This is a genomic window from Bradyrhizobium ganzhouense (assembly GCF_049949285.1).
Taxonomy (GTDB): domain Bacteria; phylum Pseudomonadota; class Alphaproteobacteria; order Rhizobiales; family Xanthobacteraceae; genus Bradyrhizobium; species Bradyrhizobium ganzhouense.
Window position 1 is genome coordinate 1602381 of the sequence record NZ_CP181318.1, and the last position, 19481, is coordinate 1621861.

General features: G+C 62.4%; 18 protein-coding genes and 2 pseudogenes. 16 read left to right on the forward strand and 4 right to left on the reverse strand.

Features of this window, described 5'->3' with window-relative positions; all coding sequences use genetic code 11:
- Positions 1-289: 289 nt before the first annotated feature.
- From ACLFLU_RS07535 to ACLFLU_RS07545, 3 genes are all read left to right on the forward strand, one after another.
- The gene (locus tag ACLFLU_RS07535) at positions 290-754 is read left to right on the forward strand and encodes a DUF2840 domain-containing protein (RefSeq protein WP_426411654.1); all 465 of its coding nucleotides are present in this window, start codon (positions 290-292) and stop codon (positions 752-754) included.
- On the forward strand, positions 751-1263 hold the full coding sequence (locus ACLFLU_RS07540) for a S26 family signal peptidase (RefSeq protein WP_426411655.1): 513 nt from the start codon (positions 751-753) through the stop codon (positions 1261-1263). Before ACLFLU_RS07535 ends, ACLFLU_RS07540 begins: the two co-directional genes overlap by 4 nt.
- A 254-nt stretch (positions 1264-1517) precedes the next feature.
- Positions 1518-2183, forward strand: a complete 666-nt coding sequence (locus ACLFLU_RS07545) for a lytic transglycosylase domain-containing protein (protein WP_426411656.1) — start codon at positions 1518-1520, stop codon at positions 2181-2183.
- 106 nt (positions 2184-2289) lie between these two features.
- Here the strand turns inward: ACLFLU_RS07545 and tnpC are convergent, their stop codons facing one another.
- From tnpC to tnpA, 4 genes and pseudogenes are all read right to left on the reverse strand, one after another.
- The gene (gene tnpC / locus ACLFLU_RS07550) at positions 2290-3825 is read right to left on the reverse strand and encodes an IS66 family transposase (protein ID WP_426411657.1); all 1536 of its coding nucleotides are present in this window, start codon (positions 3823-3825) and stop codon (positions 2290-2292) included.
- A 72-nt stretch (positions 3826-3897) separates the two neighbouring features.
- A complete protein-coding gene (tnpB, locus tag ACLFLU_RS07555; protein WP_074124987.1) occupies positions 3898-4251 on the reverse strand; it encodes an IS66 family insertion sequence element accessory protein TnpB in 354 nt (117 codons plus the stop codon).
- Positions 4248-4811, reverse strand: a complete 564-nt coding sequence (locus tag ACLFLU_RS07560) for a transposase (protein ID WP_426413926.1) — start codon at positions 4809-4811, stop codon at positions 4248-4250. Before ACLFLU_RS07560 ends, tnpB begins: the two co-directional genes overlap by 4 nt.
- A 210-nt stretch (positions 4812-5021) precedes the next feature.
- A pseudogene (tnpA, locus tag ACLFLU_RS07565) lies at positions 5022-5123 on the reverse strand (IS66 family insertion sequence element accessory protein TnpA); the annotation flags it as partial.
- A gap of 260 nt (positions 5124-5383) precedes the next feature.
- On the opposite strand from tnpA, the gene ACLFLU_RS07570 reads away from it, so the two are divergent.
- From ACLFLU_RS07570 to ACLFLU_RS07630, 13 genes and pseudogenes are all read left to right on the forward strand, one after another.
- Positions 5384-7147, forward strand: coding sequence for a relaxase/mobilization nuclease domain-containing protein (locus ACLFLU_RS07570; RefSeq protein WP_426411658.1), 1764 nt, complete (start codon positions 5384-5386; stop codon positions 7145-7147).
- A gap of 34 nt (positions 7148-7181) precedes the next feature.
- Positions 7182-9163 (forward strand): annotated as a pseudogene (locus tag ACLFLU_RS07575) (conjugal transfer protein TraG).
- A gap of 6 nt (positions 9164-9169) precedes the next feature.
- The gene (locus ACLFLU_RS07580) at positions 9170-9598 is read left to right on the forward strand and encodes a CopG family transcriptional regulator (protein WP_426411659.1); all 429 of its coding nucleotides are present in this window, start codon (positions 9170-9172) and stop codon (positions 9596-9598) included.
- A gap of 200 nt (positions 9599-9798) precedes the next feature.
- A complete protein-coding gene (trbB, locus tag ACLFLU_RS07585) occupies positions 9799-10719 on the forward strand; it encodes a P-type conjugative transfer ATPase TrbB (protein WP_426411660.1) in 921 nt (306 codons plus the stop codon).
- The gene (locus ACLFLU_RS07590) at positions 10716-11057 is read left to right on the forward strand and encodes a TrbC/VirB2 family protein (protein ID WP_426411661.1); all 342 of its coding nucleotides are present in this window, start codon (positions 10716-10718) and stop codon (positions 11055-11057) included. The genes trbB and ACLFLU_RS07590 overlap by 4 nt, the downstream gene beginning before the upstream one ends.
- On the forward strand, positions 11057-11320 hold the full coding sequence (locus ACLFLU_RS07595; RefSeq protein WP_375865381.1) for a VirB3 family type IV secretion system protein: 264 nt from the start codon (positions 11057-11059) through the stop codon (positions 11318-11320). Before ACLFLU_RS07590 ends, ACLFLU_RS07595 begins: the two co-directional genes overlap by 1 nt.
- 9 nt (positions 11321-11329) lie before the next feature.
- Positions 11330-13771, forward strand: coding sequence for a conjugal transfer protein TrbE (gene trbE / locus ACLFLU_RS07600; RefSeq protein ID WP_426411662.1), 2442 nt, complete (start codon positions 11330-11332; stop codon positions 13769-13771).
- Positions 13768-14499: a P-type conjugative transfer protein TrbJ gene (gene trbJ, locus ACLFLU_RS07605; protein WP_426413927.1), complete on the forward strand. Its 732-nt coding sequence runs from the start codon at positions 13768-13770 to the stop codon at positions 14497-14499. Before trbE ends, trbJ begins: the two co-directional genes overlap by 4 nt.
- Positions 14499-14882, forward strand: a complete 384-nt coding sequence (trbK-alt, locus tag ACLFLU_RS07610) for a putative entry exclusion protein TrbK-alt (RefSeq protein WP_426411663.1) — start codon at positions 14499-14501, stop codon at positions 14880-14882. Before trbJ ends, trbK-alt begins: the two co-directional genes overlap by 1 nt.
- Positions 14879-16108 (forward strand): P-type conjugative transfer protein TrbL, encoded by a 1230-nt coding sequence (gene trbL / locus ACLFLU_RS07615; protein WP_426411664.1) that lies wholly within the window; start codon positions 14879-14881, stop codon positions 16106-16108. The genes trbK-alt and trbL overlap by 4 nt, the downstream gene beginning before the upstream one ends.
- A 488-nt stretch (positions 16109-16596) precedes the next feature.
- Positions 16597-17280, forward strand: coding sequence for a conjugal transfer protein TrbF (gene trbF / locus ACLFLU_RS07620; protein ID WP_027545494.1), 684 nt, complete (start codon positions 16597-16599; stop codon positions 17278-17280).
- Positions 17277-18272, forward strand: coding sequence for a P-type conjugative transfer protein TrbG (gene trbG, locus ACLFLU_RS07625; protein WP_426411665.1), 996 nt, complete (start codon positions 17277-17279; stop codon positions 18270-18272). Before trbF ends, trbG begins: the two co-directional genes overlap by 4 nt.
- Positions 18269-19480, forward strand: coding sequence for a TrbI/VirB10 family protein (locus tag ACLFLU_RS07630; RefSeq protein ID WP_426411666.1), 1212 nt, complete (start codon positions 18269-18271; stop codon positions 19478-19480). Before trbG ends, ACLFLU_RS07630 begins: the two co-directional genes overlap by 4 nt.
- The last annotated feature ends 1 nt before the right edge of the window (position 19481 follow it).

A 19481-nucleotide genomic window follows, 5' to 3' on the forward strand; every position in this document is an offset into this window, starting at 1 on the left:
CAGCTCGTGCTATCGGGGACCGCAACCCTCGTGCCATCGGGGACCCGACCCTCGTGCTATCGGGGACCAAAAGCAAATCTAAGTCCTTGTCCCCCAGCGCTTTCCAGCGACCGTAACTCTTCTAACCAGAAATCCTTCGGATTTCTTCTAACGGACCGCGCCTTCGAGCCTGATGAGGATAACCACCACGGTCCGCCTGTTCTGCCTCGCCACAGTGAGGGCGAGGACGCGTTGTCGCAATTCCGGTCCCGCCAGGCAATCAGAACCTCTCTGCACTCGGAGTATCGTCATGAACAAGTTCACCGAAGTCGAACTCCTTTGGCTCGAGAAGCGCATTGAGAACCGCATTCGGTTCGGCCACTCCGTGGAGGAGAGAATTCTCGATCGCCGTCGGCGCGTGCTGTCCTTTGCGCCGGGCAGCATCTTCGCGTTCGTCCGCTGGACATCAAACGACTTCGGAACAGCGATCTCACGGATCGATATTCTGCGTGCGGTCGCACCGGGACAACGATGCTCCACCGTACCCTATGTGAAGCCCGGCGGGGACATTCTCCTGCGCCTGTCGGGCTGGCCCAAGGTCGAACGGGTGCTTGAGTTGATCGACGCTGTCGAGGCACTCGACATCGATCCCGCCGACGCCGCGCCCGATTACTGGCACCACGTTCACAACCGCATGTCGGTCAATGAAAACCCTCGCCCCTACACGAAAGCGAGACACCAAGCGTGGCTCCAACGGCAGAGGACCATGCGATGACAAGTCCGTGGAAGATCTTGATCACGACGTTCGTCGGCGCTGCTGCCCTTCTCGCACCGATGGTTCTCGACCTGACGCCACTCTACGTCTGGAATGCGTCTGAGAGCGTGCCGATCGGCCTGTATCGTTTACAGCCTGCGGAAAAGCTGTTCGTGACGGAGCTTCTCGCCGTTCAGCCGCCCGAGCCGCTTGCAACCTTCCTCGACGTGGGCGGCTATCTGCCGGCGGGGATACCGATGCTCAAACGCGTGCTGGCGCTTCCGGGGCAGACCGTCTGCAGAATCGGGCTCGCAGTGACCGTCGACGCGATCGAAATGGGCGAGGCTCGAGATCGCGACGGCCGCGGCCGTCCGCTTCCGAAATGGCAGGGTTGCCGCGTCGTCGGCGAGGGCGAACTCTTTGTCATGAACTGGCAATCCGCCGACTCGCTGGACGGAAGATATTTCGGCTTTCTGCCGGCATCCGCCGTCCTTGGGCGTGCGCTCCCCGTGTGGACCTGGGAGAACTGACCGTGCCCGTGTTAGGACTCCGATCTGCTATTCCGCTGTTCGACCGAGTGTCGCCCCATTCCTCCGTCCCGGCCAACGATCGCGGAGCCCTCGCGCGCAGGGCCGGTCCAGCGCCCGCACCGGACTTCGTCCGTGGGCGGCCGATGGGCCGGCGCCAGGCGACCTTAGCCCGGAGGAGCACGAATACGCCGACATGCGGGCGTTCAGTCGGGACGGGCGTTTGCGCTGTCGTTGTGCTGTTCTTGGCGCTGACGATGGGTGACGCCGCTGCCTTCGCCGCGACACGATCCGCGGAGCAAACGGCGAGATTTCGGACTCACGACCCGTTTGCAGACTTCATCGACGAGGCCTCGCGTCGCTTCGGCGTACCGGTGTACTGGATACGCGCTGTCTTGGAGCTCGAAAGCGCTGGAGGTGCGCGCGCCAAGTCGCCGAAAGGCGCCATGGGGCTGATGCAGATCATGCCGAAGACGTGGGCCGAACTGCGTCTGCGATACGGTCTTGGCAATGATGCGTACAATCCTCACGACAACATTCTTGCTGGTTCGGGTTATCTGCGGGAACTACACGACCGTTACGGTTCGCCGGGTTTCCTGGCGGCCTACAATGCGGGACCTGGTCGCTACGAGGAATATCTCGCTGGTCGAGCATTGCCGGCTGAAGCTCAGGCATATCTGCAGAAGCTTGCCCCAATGATTGGCGGCGACGTTGCTGCTTCCAGGGCAGTCGTCAACTTGCGGCCATCGGCGGGGACGCTCTTTGTTGTGCTCTCCGAAACCTCCAAAAAATTCGCCTCGCCGCCGCCCCAGCATGTGTCAGATCGCGCTCCGATCGCAGTCTCCGGCCACGCCATTTCGGCCAATGTGCCCACCGCGACGGGCCTGTTCGTTACGAGATCTGATGCGGAAGGTCGGCGATGAGCAAACGCGTAAGCTCGCATAGATTGGCGTACCCTAGAGAAGAATGGACGGCAGGGCGAGGGCAGAGGGAAGGCACGAGGGTTAGCGTCCGGCTCTCGCACGTTGGTCAGGTATTGACATGATTTGTCGGTTTCCAGACCCACGGCAGCAGCTCGTCGAGACGGTTGATCGGATGTCCGTCGACCATGCGCGTGAGCACGTCGCGCAGGTATGCGTAAGGCTCGACGTTATTGAGCTTGCACGTTTCGATCAGCGAACACAGGATTGCCCATCGTTCTCCGCCGCCATCGCTACCGGCGAAGAGATGGTTCTTGCGGCCGAGAGCGACGGGTCGGATCGCCCGCTCGACGGGGTTCGTGTCGAGTTCGATGCGGCCGTCTTGCAGGAAGCGGGTCAATCCATCCCAGCGCGACAGCGCATACCGCATCGCTTCGGCGAGATTGCCGCGGCCGGGCAGTTGCGGGAGTTGCACCTCGAGCCAAAGGCGAAGGCCGTCAACGATCGGCCTGGCGAGTGCGCGCCGCGCGGCCAGCCGATGCGCCGGCGATTGACCGCGCACCTGCGCTTCGACAGCATAGAGGCCAGCGATGCGACGCAGGGCCTCGTGCGCGATGGGCGTGTCCTCGGCTTGCGCAACCTCGTAGAACTTGCGCCTGGTGTGCGCCCAACATGCAGCCAGAGTGATGGTTCCGGCGGCGGTCAGCCGCTCGAATCCCGCGTAACCGTCGACGTGCAGAACGCCCTTGAAGTGCGTCAGACGCGCCGCCGGGCGCTCGGCTTTCCGGTCGGGCGCGAACACATAAACCGCCGCCGGCGGCTCGGGTCCGGCCCAGCTGCGTTGATCGCGGGCATACACCCACAGCCGTCCGGTCTTCGTGCGGCCTCGGCCCGGATCGAGCACAGGGATCGGAGTATCGTCGGCAAACAGGTGGTCCGACGCAAAGATGTGCTTGCACAGCCGGTCGTGCAGGGCCCCAAACCACCAGCACGCGCCGCCAACCCATCCGGCGAGTGTCGAGCGTTCCAGTTCGACGCCATGACGGGCAAAAATCTGCGCCTGCCGATAGAGAGGTGTGTGGTCGCAGTATTTGCTGACCAGCACCTGCGCGAGCAGGGCTGGCGTGGCCAAACCGCCGGCGATCGGTCGCTCAGGCGCCGGAGCCTGGATGATCGTTCCGCAGCTGCGGCAGGCATATTTCGGGCGGCAGACGCGCACCACCCGCAACTGTGCTGGCACCCAGTCCAGCATCTCGCTGACACTCTCACCAATTGCATGCAGTGCGCCGCCGCAGCACGTACAGCTTTCACTATCGACGTTGAGCACGACCTCTTCGCGGGGCAGATGGTCCGGCAGCGGCTTGCGCTTCGGCTGCAGCTTCTGCGTCGACGCAGACTCCTCCACCGAGGTTTGATCTGCCTCGACAGCGGACAGATCGATGTCCAGGTCTTCAAGCCCAAGGGCGAGTTGATCGGCGTCGAGACGCTCGGAACGACGCCCAAATTGTGCGCGCTGAAGCTGATTGATGATCGCTTGAAGACGTTGGATCTCGCTGTTCCGATGCGCGATGACCGAGGCAATGTCGCGCACCAGGCGATGCAGAAGCGCAGTGTCCGACGGCAAATTGTCGAGGTCGAGCTGCATGACCGATTCTACTCGGGCATGCTGATTCGACGAAGCGGATTCCCAATGTTTTATGCGGGTTTTTGCAATTTTTCAGCCGGCGATTGCGGGGCGCCATCGACGCTCCGGCGTGCGCCAGTCGATGCCTTCGATCAGCATGGCAAGCTGCGCCGGGGACAGCGTCACCGTGCCGCCGGGATCGCTCATTCTCGGCCAGATGAAGCCGCCTTGATCGAGCCTCTTGCTGAACAGGCAAAGCCCGTTGCCGTCCCAGAACAGGATCTTCAGCGTGCTCGCCTTCTTGCCTCGGAAGGCAAACAAGTGCCCGGAGAATGGATCCTTCTTGAGGTGTTCCTGAACGAGCGCGGCGAGGCCGTCCAGGCCCTTCCGCATGTCAGTATACCCCAGCGCCAGATGCACTTTCACGCCGGCCGGCACGATCATCATCGAGCTGTCTCCTGCTCAATGACGTGGCGCCGGACTGCATTCGGATCGCTGCCGATCGGTGCGAAGACGCGGCGTCCGTCGTGCAGTTCGATAACCGTCATGCCGTCAGGCGGCTGCAACAGATCGTTCAGGACGAGCGTTGCGGATTGTGCGCCGGCGACCTTCACAGCCGCCAATTTCGCCGGCACTCGCTTGCTGAACCCGAACTGTACCCGCCACCGGAACAACATGCTGGTTACGATGCTGTGGCGCCGGCAAACCTCGGCAGCGGTGGCACCGGGGAGCTCGGACTCGGTCACGATCGCGAGCTTTTCCTCCTCACTGAAGCGACGCCGGTTGGCGCGTTCGTCGCTCGGCGGATCGGCGGTTGGTGCATCTGTCAAGCGGCTTCTGGCGCTAGCCCCCTTAGCAGCGCTGCTAACACTAGTGCTTATTAGTGGGCGGGCACTCGGATGAAGCTGCGTCCGCCAGTCGATTTCCACCTCATTGGCGTCGATCAGATCGCGCCACCGCTTCAGGCTGTGCTGCGATATGCCATGTGCTCGGGCATAGGCTTGCATGCTCAGTCCACACCACCTCATCGCTTCAACGTGTATTGCCCAGAACGCTTGGACGGCTCTGCAGCGCTGGTCCTTCGACACTGGACTCCGCTTCTTGCGGAGCCGCTCCCGACGTTCCTCGCGACGCAATTCCGCACGTACTTTCAGCGTTTCAGCGTCAATCAGATGCCGCAGCCAGCGTTCGAATGTGCCGCCACTGAGACGATGCTGACGACAATATTTCCGCTTGCTGAGACCGCTTCGGCACCACGCTTCAACGTGTACCAACCAAAAAGAACGGCGCGCTTCGTTCTTGAAATATTCCGTACCCACCGGAGATCCTCCAATGCAGCAAGGAACCCGATATGGAACGACGACGCGCTCTCGGAAAGTCGTGCAAGACTCGGACGCTTACGCACGAGGGCACGACGGCGAGATAAAAGCGGCTCGCCGGTCGAACCGCAAGCCATTGGCATGGCTTGGGTTCTGGCGTGCCGGTCGGTCGGGGCGCGTGCCGCGCCGTACATTTTGAACAGCGCAATCAAGGAGATTTTCGGCACTGTAACTGCCTTGGCGCCTTTCGAGGTCCGGCAATGACCCTGCGTGACAGCGATCTGCGCATTCGGCCCGGGCGCATCCGCAGCACCCGCGCGCCCAAGCCGAAGAGCTTCATCAACCAGGTGCTACGTGCCGCGAAGAAAGCCGGACACACGTCGGGTCAGGTCGGGCTTGGCAGGCGGTCTGCGGCCTATGGGCGCTCGACGTTTGGCCGCGGCCGGCTGTCCTTTGGCCGCAGCCGGTTGTTCAGTCCGACGCGGCGCGTTGTGGTGAAGGCGCGCATCGTGCGTCACAAGGGACGTTCGTTCCGCTCGGCGCCGTTGACGGCTCATCTCTCATACCTCAAGCGTGACGGCGTGGCCCGGAACGGCGAGCGGGCCGAGATGTTCGATGCTGGCAGCGATCGAGCTGACGGCGCGGCCTTCGCAGAACGATGCCAGGGCGACCGCCATCATTTTCGATTCATTGTCTCGCCCGAGAACGCCGGCGACATGACTGACCTCAGGGCCTTCACCCGTGATCTGGCCAAGCAGATGGAGATCGATCTCGGAACGCGGCTCGAATGGGTGGCCGTCGATCACTGGAACACGGACAACCCTCACGTCCATCTTCTCGTTCGGGGTGTCGATGAGACAGGCGCAGACCTCGTGATCTCCCGCGACTACATCAGCCGCGGCCTGCGCTCACGCGCCGAGCAGTTGGTCGCCATCGAACTGGGTCCAAGACCTGAGCATGAAATCCGCAACTCGCTCGAGAGAGAAGTCACGGCAGAGCGATGGACGCGGCTAGATCAGGAGATTCGGCTGGCAACTGACGAAACCGGCTATATCGATCTCCGCCCCGATAATCCCGGCAGCTCCGATCCCGAAATCCGGCGCCTGATGGTCGGCCGCCTTCAGCACCTGGAGAAGATGGGCCTTGCTGCGTCAGCTGCCCCAGGGGAGTGGATGGTCGGGCTCGAGGCTGAACGTAATCTCCGCGATCTCGGCATGCGCGGCGACATCATCAAAACTATGCATCGCGCCTTCAGCGAGCGTGGGGAAGCGCGTGGCGTGTCCGACTACGTCATCGAAGGTGGACAGCCAAGCTCCCAGATTATCGGGCGCTTGGTCGATCGAGGATTGCATGACGAGCTCACCGGCGAGGCCTACGCCCTGATCGACGGAACAGACGGGCGCGCGCACCACGTCCGGTTCCGAGGAATCGAAGCTTTCGAACATGCGCCATCCGTCGGCGGTATCGTCGAGGTCCGGCGCTTCGGTCCGGCCGATGATCCGCGCCCCACATTGGTGCTTGCCACCCGTTCTGATCTCGATCTTGGTGAGCAGGTCACCGCGAAAGGCGCCACCTGGCTCGACCACCGGCTGGTTGAATCCAACCCCATGCCGCTCGCCATGGGCGGATTCGGTCGTGAGACGCGCGACGCCCTCGAAGCTCGCACCGAGCATCTGGTTCAGGAAGGTCTGGCGCGGCGGCAGGGCCAGCGCATTACCTTCCAGCGTGATCTCCTGAACACGTTGCGTCGACGCGAGCTGGACGAGGTGGCAGCAAGAATCTCGGCGGCGACCGGCCTGCCTCACGTGAAGGGCGCCTCCGGCGAGCACGCGGCGGGCATGTATCGTCAGCGGTTGACGCTCGCCTCGGGGCGTTTCGCCATGATCGACGACGGGCTCGGATTTCAGCTGGTGCCCTGGTCGCGCGAGCTCGAGAAGAGGTTGGGCCAGCACGTTGCGGGCACCACGAAGGAGGGCGGCGGGATCGAATGGAGCTTCGGCCGGAAGCGCGATCTCAGCCTGTAGCTATCGTTGTCAATTCTTCGAAAGGTGTTCGGGAATGTCCGGAACCAAAATCTTGTGGGGACAGGTGGTTGTCGTTGGCCTGATCGTCTTGCTCGCCATCTGGGGAGCGACCGAGTGGACGGCTTGGCGGCTCGCCTATCAGCCGGAGCTTGGGCGGCCGTGGTTCGCGTTGTCGGGCTTCAAGATCTACTACCCGCCCGTCTTCTTCTGGTGGTGGTTCGTCTACGACGCCTATGCCCCTCAGGTCTTTGTCGAGGGTGCATTCATCGCGGCCTCAGGGACTTTTGTTTCAATCGCGGCCGCGATCGGCATGTCGGTGTGGCGGGCGCGCGAGGCCAAGAATGTCCAGACCTACGGCTCGGCGCGGTGGGCCGATCCGCGGGAGGTGCAGGCGGCCGGACTTTTGGGTGGGGACGGTGTCGTGCTTGGCAGGTTGGCGGAGGATTACCTCCGCCACAACGGACCGGAGCATGTGCTCTGCTTTGCACCGACCCGGTCCGGCAAGGGCGTTGGCCTTGTTGTTCCTTCCCTCCTCACGTGGCCAGACTCGGCAATCGTGCACGACATCAAGGGCGAGAACTGGCAGCTCACAGCCGGCTTTCGGTCCCGACATGGCCGGGTGTTGCTGTTCGATCCGACCAATCCAAAATCGTCTGCCTACAACCCACTTCTCGAAGTACGCCGCGGCGAATGGGAGGTTCGGGACGTCCAGAATGTTGCGGACGTGCTGGTCGATCCGGAAGGGTCGCTCGACAAGCGGAATCACTGGGAGAAGACCAGCCACTCGCTGCTTGTCGGTGCCATCCTGCACGTCCTCTACGCAGAATCCGACAAGACGCTCGCCGGGGTCGCGGCCTTTTTGTCGGACCCGAAGCGCCCGATCGAGGTCACGTTGAAGGCGATGATGACAAGCTCGCACCTTGGTGAGCAGGGGCCACATCCGGTTGTCGCCTCAACCGCGCGAGAGCTGTTGAACAAGTCCGAGAACGAACGTTCTGGCGTGCTTTCGACCGCGATGTCATTCCTTGGACTTTATCGGGACCCGGTGGTGGCGCAGGTCACGAGCCGATGCGACTGGCGGATCGCGGACCTGATTGCTGATGCTCGTCCGACGACGCTCTATCTTGTCGTGCCTCCGTCCGACATCTCCCGGACGAAGCCGCTCATACGTCTCGTGCTCAATCAAATTGGCCGTCGCATCACCGAAGATCTGCAAGCCAAGAACCGGCGCCACCGCGTTCTGATGATGCTGGACGAGTTCCCGGCCCTGGGACGTCTCGATTTTTTCGAGTCGGCGCTCGCGTTCATGGCCGGATACGGGATCAAGGCCTTCCTGATTGCACAGTCGTTGAACCAGATCGAGAAGGCCTACGGCCCCAACAATGCGATTTTGGACAATTGCCATGTCCGCGTGAGCTTCGCAACAAACGACGAGCGGACCGCAAGACGCGTTTCGGACGCGCTTGGGACTGCGACCGAGATGCGAGCCATGAAGAACTATGCCGGCCATCGGCTGAACCCGTGGCTTGGCCATCTGATGGTCTCGCGGCAGGAGACCGCACGCGCCTTGCTCACGCCCGGCGAGGTGATGCAGCTTCCTCCCACCGACGAAATCGTGATGGTGGCCGGGACGGCGCCGATCCGAGCCAGGAAGGTGCGCTACTACGAAGATAGGCGCTTTACCGAGCGCGTTCTCTCACCGCCAGAGCCGGTCAGGCTGGGGGTTCTTCCCGGGAAGATAGTTGGTCCAGCCTCAAGCTCCCCGCGCGAAATGGCGCAACCGTCCAGACCGACGAGTCCGAAACCGATGCCGCCAACAGCGGTCTGCGCCGGGAACCCGAGCTTCCCGACCACGTCGCCATCGTCAAAGAGACAACCGATGTGACGCCGACAGAAGAGTTTGCCGTCCTGGACGACGACGATGAGGCCGTGCGTCAAGCCCGGCTTCTTCGCCAGCAGATGCGGGGCGTGGCCCGCCAGGCGGCGCTTGACCCAAACGATGGCATTGATCTCTGAGGTCCCATGCGCAACCGCATGAACGTGTATTTCCCGCCGGAGCTTCTGATGCAGATCTCCGACCTTGCCGATCGCAAGAACCTCTCACGATCGGCCATTGTCGAGGCGGCCGTTATCTCGTTTCTGTCGCCCGATGGAGTGGATCGCAGAGAGGCGGCGTTCGCCCGCCGTCTCGACCGGTTGTCCCGGCAAGTGCAGCGACTTGAGCGGGATGTCGGGCTGACAGCCGAGACCTTGGCTCTGTTTGTTCGGTTTTGGCTGACGATCACGCCTCCCTTGCCGAACGAAGCCCAGGCTGCCGCTCAGATCAAAGGACGTGAGCGCTTTGAAGGCTTCGTCGAGACATTGGGCCGCCGCCTGCAAAAGGGCCAAAGCTTCTTGCGGGAGATTCCGGACGATATCGTTCGTGGAGCGCCCGAGGATTCCACCAACTGATTGCGCCGGCCTTGCTGGCTGCTCCGCCCTTTCTCTTTCTACGCCAGGCTACGACGAAGATGATTGCGTGATTGCAGGAAGGTCGTTGGTGGTTTTTCTAATGATCCCCATCCGAGGGCGCTGTTTTGGCCCTCGATCGGTGGAGGCAGGCAGTGGCAATCCATTCTCTTCAGTCGGAGGCGATCTCGCGTGGCGCGCGGATGCTCCGCAGCGCGCTGGGGCTCGCCATCGCGCGCTACCTCGAAGACGATGCGATCGTCGAGGTCATGCTGAACCCTGACGGCCGATTGTGGATCGACCGGCTCTCCAGCGGACTGACTGACACAGGTGAACAACTCTCCGCCGCCGATGGCGAGCGCATCATTCGCCTGGTAGCGCATCACGTGGGGGCCGAGGTCCACGCCGCCGCGCCCCGTATTTCTGCTGAACTCCCCGAGACCGGAGAGCGGTTTGAAGGCCTGTTGCCTCCTGTCGTCGCGGCACCAGCGTTCGCCATTCGCAAGCCAGCCGTCGCGGTCTTTACGCTCGACGACTATGCCAAGGCGGGCATCATGACGGCCGATCACGCCACGGCACTGCGCCAGGCCGTCGCCTCGCGCAAAAACATCCTGGTCGCTGGCGGCACATCAACGGGCAAGACCACGCTCACAAACGCATTGCTTGCCGAGGTCGCGAAGACCAGTGACCGAGTCGTGCTGATCGAGGACACCCGCGAGCTGCAATGCAAAGCACCGAATCTGGTCGCGCTGCGCACCAAGGATGGCGTGGTCTCGCTCTCGGATCTCGTGCGCTCCTCACTTCGATTGCGTCCAGACCGCATTCCCATTGGCGAGGTGCGGGGCGCTGAGGCTCTTGATCTGCTCAAGGCCTGGGGTACCGGTCACCCCGGCGGTATCGGCACCATCCATGCGGGCACTGCGCTCGGCGCTTTACGCCGGCTGGAGCAGCTCATCCAGGAAGCCGTGATGACCGTGCCGCGGGCCCTGATCGCCGAAACCATCAACGTCGTTGCGGTCCTGTCCGGGCGCGGTGCCGAGCGCCGGCTAGCCGAACTCGCGCGCGTCAACGGCCTCGGAGCGGCCGGGGATTACAGCCTTTCACCAGCAGGAGACCTCACATGAGCAATCGAAACATGAGCAATCGAAACCGAGTTCCGCCTTCGAGCGTTTCCATCGCTGCACTGGGTGCGGTCCTGTTCATGAGTTCGCCCGCCTGGGCCGCCGGCTCCAACATGCCCTGGGAGCAGCCGCTCAATCAGATCTTGCAGTCGGTCGAAGGACCGGTCGCCAAAATCATCGCCGTCATCATCATCGTTGTCACCGGCCTGACGCTTGCCTTTGGCGATTCCTCGGGCGGCTTTCGCAGGCTGATTCAGATCGTGTTCGGGCTTTCGATTGCGTTTGCAGCCTCGAGCTTCTTCTTGTCGTTTTTCTCATTCGGCGGCGGCGTGGTGGTGTGATGGACGAGCCCGTCGCAGGATTTATCGCGCCGGTGCACCGGGCTCTGACTGAGCCGATCCTGATGGGCGGAGCACCCCGGTCGGTTGCCATCGTTAACGGGACGCTCGCCGCAGCCCTTGGGCTGGGATTGCGCTTGTGGATCGCCGGTCTCCTGCTCTGGGCCATTGGGCACGCGGCGGCTGTATGGGCTGCCAAGCGAGACTCCGCATTCGTCGAAGTGGTGCGCCGTCACCTGCGCGTCCCAGCCCATCTCAACATCTAGAGCTCTCCCATGATGAATCTTACGGAATACCGCCGATCGAGCACGCGGCTTGCCGATTTCCTGCCTTGGGTGGCCTTGGTCGACGCGGGCATCGTCCTGAACAAGGACGGCTCATTCCAGCGAACGGCCAGATTCCGCGGACCGGACCTCGACAGTGCCGTTCCGGCCGAACTCGTGGCGGTGGCCGGTCGTCTCAACAACGCTCTGCGCCGCCTCGGATCCGGCTGGGCCGTCTTCGTGGAGGCGCAGCGCCACTCCGCCGGAGCGTATCCGCCCAACACATTTCCGGACGTCGCATCCGCGCTGGTTGATGCCGAGCGCCGGGCGCAGTTTGAGGAAGAGGGCGCCCATTACGACTCGAGCTATTATCTGACTTTCGCTTACCTGCCGCCGGTGGAGGATGCGGCCAGGGCGGAGCGGCTTCTCTATGAAGGCAGCAGTCGCAAGCCAAGTGCCGACGCGCGCGAAATGCTCAGCGGCTTTGTCGATCGAACCGACCGCGTGCTACAGCTCGTCGAGGGCTTTATGCCCGAATGCGCCTGGCTCGGTGACGAGGAGACGCTGACCTACCTGCATTCCACGATCTCGATCAAACGGCATCGGGTTCGTGTGCCCGAGATCCCCATGTATCTTGACGCGCTGCTCGCTGACCAGCCCTTGACTGGCGGTCTCGAGCCGATGTTGGGCGCGGCACATCTGCGCGTTCTCACCATCGTCGGGTTTCCGACAGCGACCACGCCCGGAATTCTCGATGACCTCAATCGTCTCGCTTTCCCGTACCGCTGGTCGACCCGGGCGATCATGCTCGACAAAACGGATGCGACAAAGCTCCTGACGAAAATCCGGCGCCATTGGTTCGCCAAGCGGAAGTCAATCGCCGCGATCCTGAAGGAGGTGATGACCAACGAGGCATCCTCGCTTCTCGATACCGACGCTCACAACAAGGCGATGGATGCGGACGCGGCGCTTCAGGAGCTCGGATCGGACCAGATCGGCGAGGCGTTCGTGACGGCGAGCGTAACCGTTTGGGGCCGAGATGCGCGCTCGGCCGACGAGAGATTGCGGCTAGTCGAGAAGGTCATTCAGGGGCGCGACTTCACCTGCATGATCGAGACGGTGAACGCCATCGAAGCGTGGCTCGGCAGCCTGCCTGGACAGGTATATGCCAACGTCCGGCAGCCGCCCCTCTCGACCCTCAACCTTGCTCACATGATTCCGCTGTCGGCCGTATGGTCCGGAGAGGCGCGGGATCATCATTTCAAGGCTCCGCCCCTGCTTTTTGGCAAGACAGAAGGGTCAACTCCCTTCCGTTTTGCGCTTCACGTCGGGGACGTCGGACACACGCTTGTGGTTGGTCCGACCGGCGCCGGCAAGTCGGTCCTGCTGGCGCTGATGGCGCTTCAGTTCCGCCGCTATCCCCAGTCTCAGGTCTTCGCCTTTGATTTTGGAGGCTCAATCCGGGCGGCAGCCCTCGCGATGGGTGGCGATTGGCACGATCTCGGCGGCGCGCTGTCGCAAGATGCGTCCGAGCCGGTCGCGTTGCAGCCATTGGCCTGGATCGATGATACCGCGGAACGGGCCTGGGCCACGGACTGGGTTGCCTCAATCCTTGCCCGCGAGAAGATCGAAATCACGCCGGAGGCGAAGGATCATCTATGGTCCGCACTGACCTCCCTTGCTTCAGCGCGCCTCCCGGAGCGGACCCTGACAGGGCTGTCCGTTCTGCTCCAGTCGACGACCCTGAAACGCGCTTTGCAACCCTATTGCCTCGGTGGGCCCTATGGGCGGCTGCTCGATGCAGAATTCGAACGAATTGGCGAGGGGTCGGTCCAGGCGTTCGAGACCGAGGGACTGATTGGAACGGACGCGGCGCCCGCGGTGCTGGCCTATCTGTTCCACCGCATTGGCGACCGCCTCGATGGCAGGCCGACGCTCATGATCGTCGACGAAGGCTGGCTTGCGCTTGATGACGCGGATTTTGCCGGCCAGCTCCGCGAATGGTTGAAGACGCTGCGCAAGAAGAATGCGTCTGTGGTGTTCGCCACACAGTCTTTGTCGGACATCGATGGATCTGACATCGCTCCTGCCATCATCGAGAGTTGCCCGACGCGATTGCTTCTTCCGAACGAGCGGGCGATCGAGCCTCAGATCACCGCGATCTATCGCCGTTTTGGGCTCAACGATCGCCAGATCGAACTCTTGAGCCGCGCGACGCCAAAAAGGGACTACTACTGCCAATCCCGCCGCGGCAACCGCATGTTCGAGCTCGGGCTCGGTGAAGTCGCGCTCGCCTTTGCGGCTGCATCATCCAAGACAGACCAGGCCGCAATCGACCGATTGGTCACAGAGCACGGCCGCGAGGCCTTTGTGCCTGCTTGGCTCCAGCACCGCGGAGCCGGGTGGGCCGTGGACCTCATTCCCAATCTTGGCAATCTGGAGAAGTCGCAATGAGCCGTCGTCGTCTCGGCCTGGCGATCAGCATCGTTGCTGTCTCGCTTCTGGCAACCGCGCCCAGCCGGGCGCAATGGATCGTCTTTGATCCCAACAACTACTTCCAGAATGTCCTGACGGCGGCCCGAGAGTTGCAGCAGATCAACAATCAGATCACCTCGTTGCAGAACGAGGCGCAAATGTTGATCAACCAGGCGAAGAACCTGGCAAGCCTGCCATATTCCTCGCTGCAGCAGCTTCAGAGCTCGATTCAACGCACCCAGCAGCTTCTCAGCCAGGCCCAGCGCATCGGCTATGACGTGCAGCAGATCGATCGGGCCTTCGCCACCAGCTACGGACCGGCAACCAGCAGCCAATCCGATTCAGCGTTGATCGCAGGTGCGCAATCGCGCTGGCAGGACTCGGTCGCGGGATTTCAGGACGCGCTTCGTGTGCAAGCCGGCGTTGTCGGAAATCTCGACACAAACCGCATTCAGACCTCGGCACTGGTAAGCTCAAGCCAGGGTGCAAGCGGGGCCCTGCAGGCCACGCAAGCTGGGAACCAGATCCTCGCACTCCAGGCGCAGCAGCTCGCCGACTTGACCGCTTCCGTGGCGGCGCAAGGCAGGGCTCAATCGCTCGAATCTGCGCGACGCGCCGTTGCTCAGGACCAAGGTCGCGAGCAGCTTCGCCGCTTTCTGATGGGTGGTCAGGGCTATCAATCCTCCAACGTGCAGATGTTTCATTGATGAGCAATCAGAAGGCGTTCCAAGCATTGTCGCTCGCCATCACGGTGATTGGCGGAGCGGCACTCATCGTCGCATGCACAATCCAGCTACGCGGTCCGGACAAAGTCATGGGCCCGAAGCCATCGAGCACAACAGCCAGCGGCACAATGGAATCCAATCTCACGCGCTGCCGTACTGTGACGTCAGAGCATTCTGCGGCATATCAGGATTGCCAAAGGATCTGGGCCGAGAACCGGCGCCGATTCTTCGGCCAAGGGGTGAGCTCGACCGGTCCCGCTGTCAATGATCCAGGCAGTTCGCCATTCGTGTCAGCGCCGAAAGATCAGAGCCGAATACCTCAAGGCTATCCCTCCGTCGCGTCACCCGAGGGAGGTGCCCAATGAGCGGCACGGGAATTATCGATCAGTTCCTCGAGACCTTCACCCGCTACATCGACAATGGCTTTGGGCTTCTTGGCAGCGAGGTCGGTTATCTTGCGACAACGCTGGCTGCGATCGATATCACCCTGGCCGCCCTGTTCTGGAGCTGGGGCACGGATGAGGACATCGTCGCGCGGCTCGTCAAGAAAACCCTGTTCGTCGGTGTGTTCGCCTACCTGATCGGCAATTGGAATAATCTCGCCCGTATCGTCTTCGAAAGCTTTGCCGGTCTCGGATTGAAGGCCTCAGGTACGGGCCTTTCGGCAGGCGATTTCGTTCACCCTGGAAAAATTGCTCAAGTCGGGCTCGATGCCGGCCGGCCGATCCTGGATTCGATCTCAAACCTGATGGGCTACATCAGCTTTTTTGAGAACTTTGTCCAGATCGTGGTCCTGCTGTTCGCCTGGGCCGTCGTCCTGCTCGCCTTCTTCATTCTGGCGATCCAGCTCTTCGTCACACTGATCGAGTTCAAGCTGACGACGCTGGCAGGGTTCGTGCTGCTTCCGTTCGGCCTGTTCGGCAAGACGGCGTTTGCGGCCGAACGCGTCCTTGGCAATGTCGTGTCGTCCGGCATCAAGGTGCTGGTGCTGGCCGTGATCGTCGGTATCGGCTCGACCTTGTTTTCCCAGTTCACCGCCGGCTTCAATGGCGGTCAGCCGACGATCGAAGATGCCATGACTCTGGTCTTGGCCGCATTGTCGCTTCTGGGTCTTGGAATCTTTGGACCCGGAATCGCGAACGGTCTGGTATCCGGTGGTCCCCAACTCGGTGCGGGCAGCGCGGTCGGTACGGGACTTGCGGCCGGCGGGATGGCTGCAGCAGGAGCCGGTCTGGCTGCCGGCGGTGTCGGCCTCGCCGGCGGAGCGATCGCAGGTGCGGCGCGGGGCGGCAGCGCGATCGCAAGCGGCGCGGCGGCCGCGTACCGGAGCGGCGGCATAGGTGGTGTTGCCGAGGCTGCTGCTTCAGCTTCTGTCAGTCCGCTCCGCAGAGCCTCCGCGGCGATCCACAGCGGCAGCCGGTCCATCACCACGACCTCTGCCAGCTCGGGCGAAAGCCCGCCGGATTGGGCGCAGCGCATGAAGCGCGCGCAGACTATCAGCCATGGAGTTTCGGCGGCAACTCATGCCGTCCGGTCGGCAGACCATGGTGGAAGTGGCAGCTCGATCGATCTGTCTGACGGAGGGCGCTAGATGTCAAAGTGCCCGTTTGCTGAGAAGCCGCGCGAATACGCCCACAGGACTGACCAGCCAAGTTCAAGCGCGCGCCCTGGTCGGCGCGCTTGGCATGGTCCGGCTTGGCAAGCTCTGGTGCTGGTTTCTCAAGCACTCTCGTTGAGCCTTACGCCCGCGCTTCTCTGGCAGGCCATGCATGACCAGACAGCGTCAGTGAGAGCGCCACTGCACGAGAGGCAACAAGTGTTCGAGATGTCGGCGATGCAAGATCGGCCGGACGCTTTCCTTACGCTGCCTCTCGTGCATTTGCTACCTGACCTCCGGGGTTTGAGCTCAAGCGTTCGCAGACGGCAATGCAGGGCCTGCCGTGTCTCGCGCTGCCTTTGCGTGTTCAGACACCTCGTGCGCGTCGAGCAAGCGACGTGATTGCAACCCTCCGCACTCGCCGCCTGGCCGCCATCGAGCGAAATGCAAGTCTCAATTTCGGTTTCTTGGGGAAATGACTGATGTTCAAGAGGTCTTCGGTTCACTACGGGCGAACGCCCGCGCCCGTGACGCCCTATCAGAAGGCGGCGCAAGCGTGGGACGAGCGCATCGGCTCGGCACGTGTGCAAGCCAGAAATTGGCGGCTGATGGCATTCAGCTGCCTGACGCTCTCGTGCGGCCTCGCAGGCGGGCTGGTCTGGCAATCAACGCAAGGAACAATCACGCCGTGGGTCGTCGAAGTCGATCGTCTCGGCCAGGCCCAAAGAATAGCTCCCGCGACCTCCGATTTCGAACCCAGCGATGCTCAGATTGCCTATCACTTGGCTCGCTTTATCGAGGACGTCCGCGGTCTGCCGGCAGACGGCATTGTCCTGCGCCAGAACTGGCTCAGGGCGTACGACTTCACCACCGACCGCGGGGCCGCCGCTCTGAACGAATACGCCAGGAGCAATGATCCCTTCGCAAGGCTCGGAAAGACGCAAGTCTCGGTCGAGGTCTCGAGCGTGATCCGCGCCTCAACTGAAAGCTTCCGCGTCGCCTGGGTTGAGCGCGGCTACGAGAACGGATCGCTTGGTTCAACGGAGCGCTGGACCGCCATTCTGACGATCGTCATTCAGGCGCCTCGCGATGCCGATCGGTTGCGCAAGAATCCTCTCGGCGTCTACGTCAATGCAATCAGCTGGTCGAAGGAGCTCGGGCAATGAAGCCGCAATTCTCTCAGGTCCCGACTGGCGTCTCTCCAGGATTATCGGGCAGGGCAGCCGTTTCATTGCTCGCGCTCCTCGCGTGCCTGCTTGGCGCCTGCTCGACCTATATTCCGCCCCAAATCACCTATGACGCCGACGTGCCGCCGTTGCCTCCGCTACCGGCCGATGTCGATGATCGGAGCCGGCCGCTTCACGTCCCGCCCGCCTGGAAGCCGGCGCTCGGCGGCAAATCGGGGACCAAGGAGGAAGCCGAGCCGGTCGACAGGGTCGACGCGGCCAATAGCGCCGCTCGCGTCCAGCCGCGCAAACGCGGGTATTTCAACGCCGCGCAGATCTACAGCTTCAGTCCCGGTGCCCTGTACCAGGTCTATGCAGCGCCGGGTCAAATCACGGACATCGCGCTGGAGGAGGGCGAACAGCTGGTCGGGTCCGGCCCGATCGCGGCTGGCGACACGGTGCGTTGGGTCGTCGGGGATACCGAGAACGGAAGCGGCGACACCCGCCGCGTCCATGTCCTGGTGAAGCCGACGCGCGCGTCGATCGAGACGAACCTCGTCATCAACACGGATCGGCGCACCTATCTGATTGAGCTTCGCTCGCGCGAAAAGCCCTACATGCCGTTGGTTGCGTGGTACTACCCGCAAGATCGGCAGGGGAAGAGACAATCGGCACCTTTGACACCCGCTTTGCCGGACATCACGCAGCGCCGGTTCCGCTACCGAATCGAAGGTGACAACGCTCCCTGGCGTCCCATTGCGGCTTATGATGATGGTCGCAAGGTCTACATCGAATTCCCGCAAGGCATCGTACAGGGCGAAATGCCGCCCCTGTTTGCCCTCGGCCCTGACGGCAAGACCGAGATCGTCAACTATCGGGCCTATGGCAATCTGCTGATTGTCGATCGGCTGTTCGCAGCCGCCGAACTCCGCCTGGGCGGAGAGCACCAGCAGAAGGTCAGAATTGTCCGGACCGACGGGAGCTCGACATGACCGACCGTCAGGATGAAGAACAACCGGCCGGCACGCAACGGCCGTCTCAGGAGCAGACAGAGCCGTTTCGGCTCCGGCCAGAATATCCGCGCGTGACTCGCCTTTCGCGCAAGGTCCTGTTGACCGGAAGCTCCCTCGCAGTATTCCTTGTTGCTGGTGCGACCTTCTGGGCGCTGCAGAAAAATCAGGCACGCGGTCCCAGGCCAGAAGAGCTCTACAGCACTGATCATCACAATGTTGCGGAGAGTATCACTGCGCTTCCGCAGGATTACACGATGGTGCCACGCCAGGTGCCGCAGTTGGGCCCACCGCTTCCAGGCGATCTTGGCCGCCCGATCCTCGCTGCTCAGGGGCAGCCGGCTGGTACCGCGGCAGGTTCGGCCGATCAGGAGCGGCAGCGGGAGAATCAGGAGGCAGAGGCGGCGCGCATCAGCCGTCTCTTTGCTTCCACGAATACGCGAGAGGCCTCAAATCCGACAGGCGTCGGGCGAGCAGTTGATCGCGCGAACATGGCTGCGCCGGGATTCAACAACGAGGAGGGTGCGCAGAATGCGCAGGACCGGAAGCTTGCGTTCGTGAATGCTGCCGTGGACAGGCGTACCACGAGTCCGGACCGAATCACGAAAGCTGCTTCACCTTATGTGGTGCAGGCAGGAACGGTCATTCCCGGAGCGCTGATCACGGGGGTCCGCTCCGATCTGCCGGGACAGATCACGGCACAGGTCACCGCGCACGTGTATGACACGCCGACGGGGCGCTTCCTGCTAATTCCGCAGGGCGCGCGTCTCATAGGTGTTTACGACAGCCAGATCAGCTTCGGCCAGTCACGTGTGTTGCTGGTCTGGACGCGGCTGATCATGCCCAACGGGCGCTCCATCGTCCTCGAGCGGCAACCCGGCGCGGATCCGTCAGGGTATGCAGGGCTTGAAGACGAGGTTGACAACCACTGGGGTGAACTCTTCAAGGCAGCCGCCCTCTCAACCTTCCTGGCCGTCGGCACAGAACTGGGAGCTGGCTCCGATACAAACAGCAACGATAGTGCGATCATTCAGGCGTTGCGACATGGCGCATCGGATTCGCTCAACCAAACCGGACAGCAAGTGGTTCGGCGCAGTCTCAACATCCAGCCCACACTCACTGTTCGGCCTGGGTTTCCGATCCGCGTCAACATCAACCGCGATCTCGTTCTGGAGCCATATAAAGGGTGAT

Excerpts from the sequence above, each read along its gene's own strand:
- ACLFLU_RS07570 (WP_426411658.1), top strand. The coding sequence starts at position 5,384 with ATGACCCTGCGTGACAGCGATCTGCGCATTCGGCCCGGGCGCATCCGC.
- tnpB (WP_074124987.1), bottom strand. The coding sequence starts at position 4,251 with ATGATGATCGTGCCGGCCGGCGTGAAAGTGCATCTGGCGCTGGGGTAT.
- trbF (WP_027545494.1), top strand. The coding sequence starts at position 16,597 with ATGTTCAAGAGGTCTTCGGTTCACTACGGGCGAACGCCCGCGCCCGTG.
- tnpC (WP_426411657.1), bottom strand. The coding sequence starts at position 3,825 with ATGCAGCTCGACCTCGACAATTTGCCGTCGGACACTGCGCTTCTGCAT.
- trbK-alt (WP_426411663.1), top strand. The coding sequence starts at position 14,499 with ATGAGCAATCAGAAGGCGTTCCAAGCATTGTCGCTCGCCATCACGGTG.
- trbE (WP_426411662.1), top strand. The coding sequence starts at position 11,330 with ATGATGAATCTTACGGAATACCGCCGATCGAGCACGCGGCTTGCCGAT.
- ACLFLU_RS07560 (WP_426413926.1), bottom strand. The coding sequence starts at position 4,811 with ATGCAAGCCTATGCCCGAGCACATGGCATATCGCAGCACAGCCTGAAG.
- ACLFLU_RS07535 (WP_426411654.1), top strand. The coding sequence starts at position 290 with ATGAACAAGTTCACCGAAGTCGAACTCCTTTGGCTCGAGAAGCGCATT.
- trbB (WP_426411660.1), top strand. The coding sequence starts at position 9,799 with ATGCTCCGCAGCGCGCTGGGGCTCGCCATCGCGCGCTACCTCGAAGAC.
- ACLFLU_RS07630 (WP_426411666.1), top strand. The coding sequence starts at position 18,269 with ATGACCGACCGTCAGGATGAAGAACAACCGGCCGGCACGCAACGGCCG.
- ACLFLU_RS07540 (WP_426411655.1), top strand. The coding sequence starts at position 751 with ATGACAAGTCCGTGGAAGATCTTGATCACGACGTTCGTCGGCGCTGCT.
- ACLFLU_RS07590 (WP_426411661.1), top strand. The coding sequence starts at position 10,716 with ATGAGCAATCGAAACATGAGCAATCGAAACCGAGTTCCGCCTTCGAGC.
- ACLFLU_RS07595 (WP_375865381.1), top strand. The coding sequence starts at position 11,057 with ATGGACGAGCCCGTCGCAGGATTTATCGCGCCGGTGCACCGGGCTCTG.
- trbG (WP_426411665.1), top strand. The coding sequence starts at position 17,277 with ATGAAGCCGCAATTCTCTCAGGTCCCGACTGGCGTCTCTCCAGGATTA.
- trbJ (WP_426413927.1), top strand. The coding sequence starts at position 13,768 with ATGAGCCGTCGTCGTCTCGGCCTGGCGATCAGCATCGTTGCTGTCTCG.
- ACLFLU_RS07580 (WP_426411659.1), top strand. The coding sequence starts at position 9,170 with ATGCGCAACCGCATGAACGTGTATTTCCCGCCGGAGCTTCTGATGCAG.
- trbL (WP_426411664.1), top strand. The coding sequence starts at position 14,879 with ATGAGCGGCACGGGAATTATCGATCAGTTCCTCGAGACCTTCACCCGC.
- ACLFLU_RS07545 (WP_426411656.1), top strand. The coding sequence starts at position 1,518 with ATGGGTGACGCCGCTGCCTTCGCCGCGACACGATCCGCGGAGCAAACG.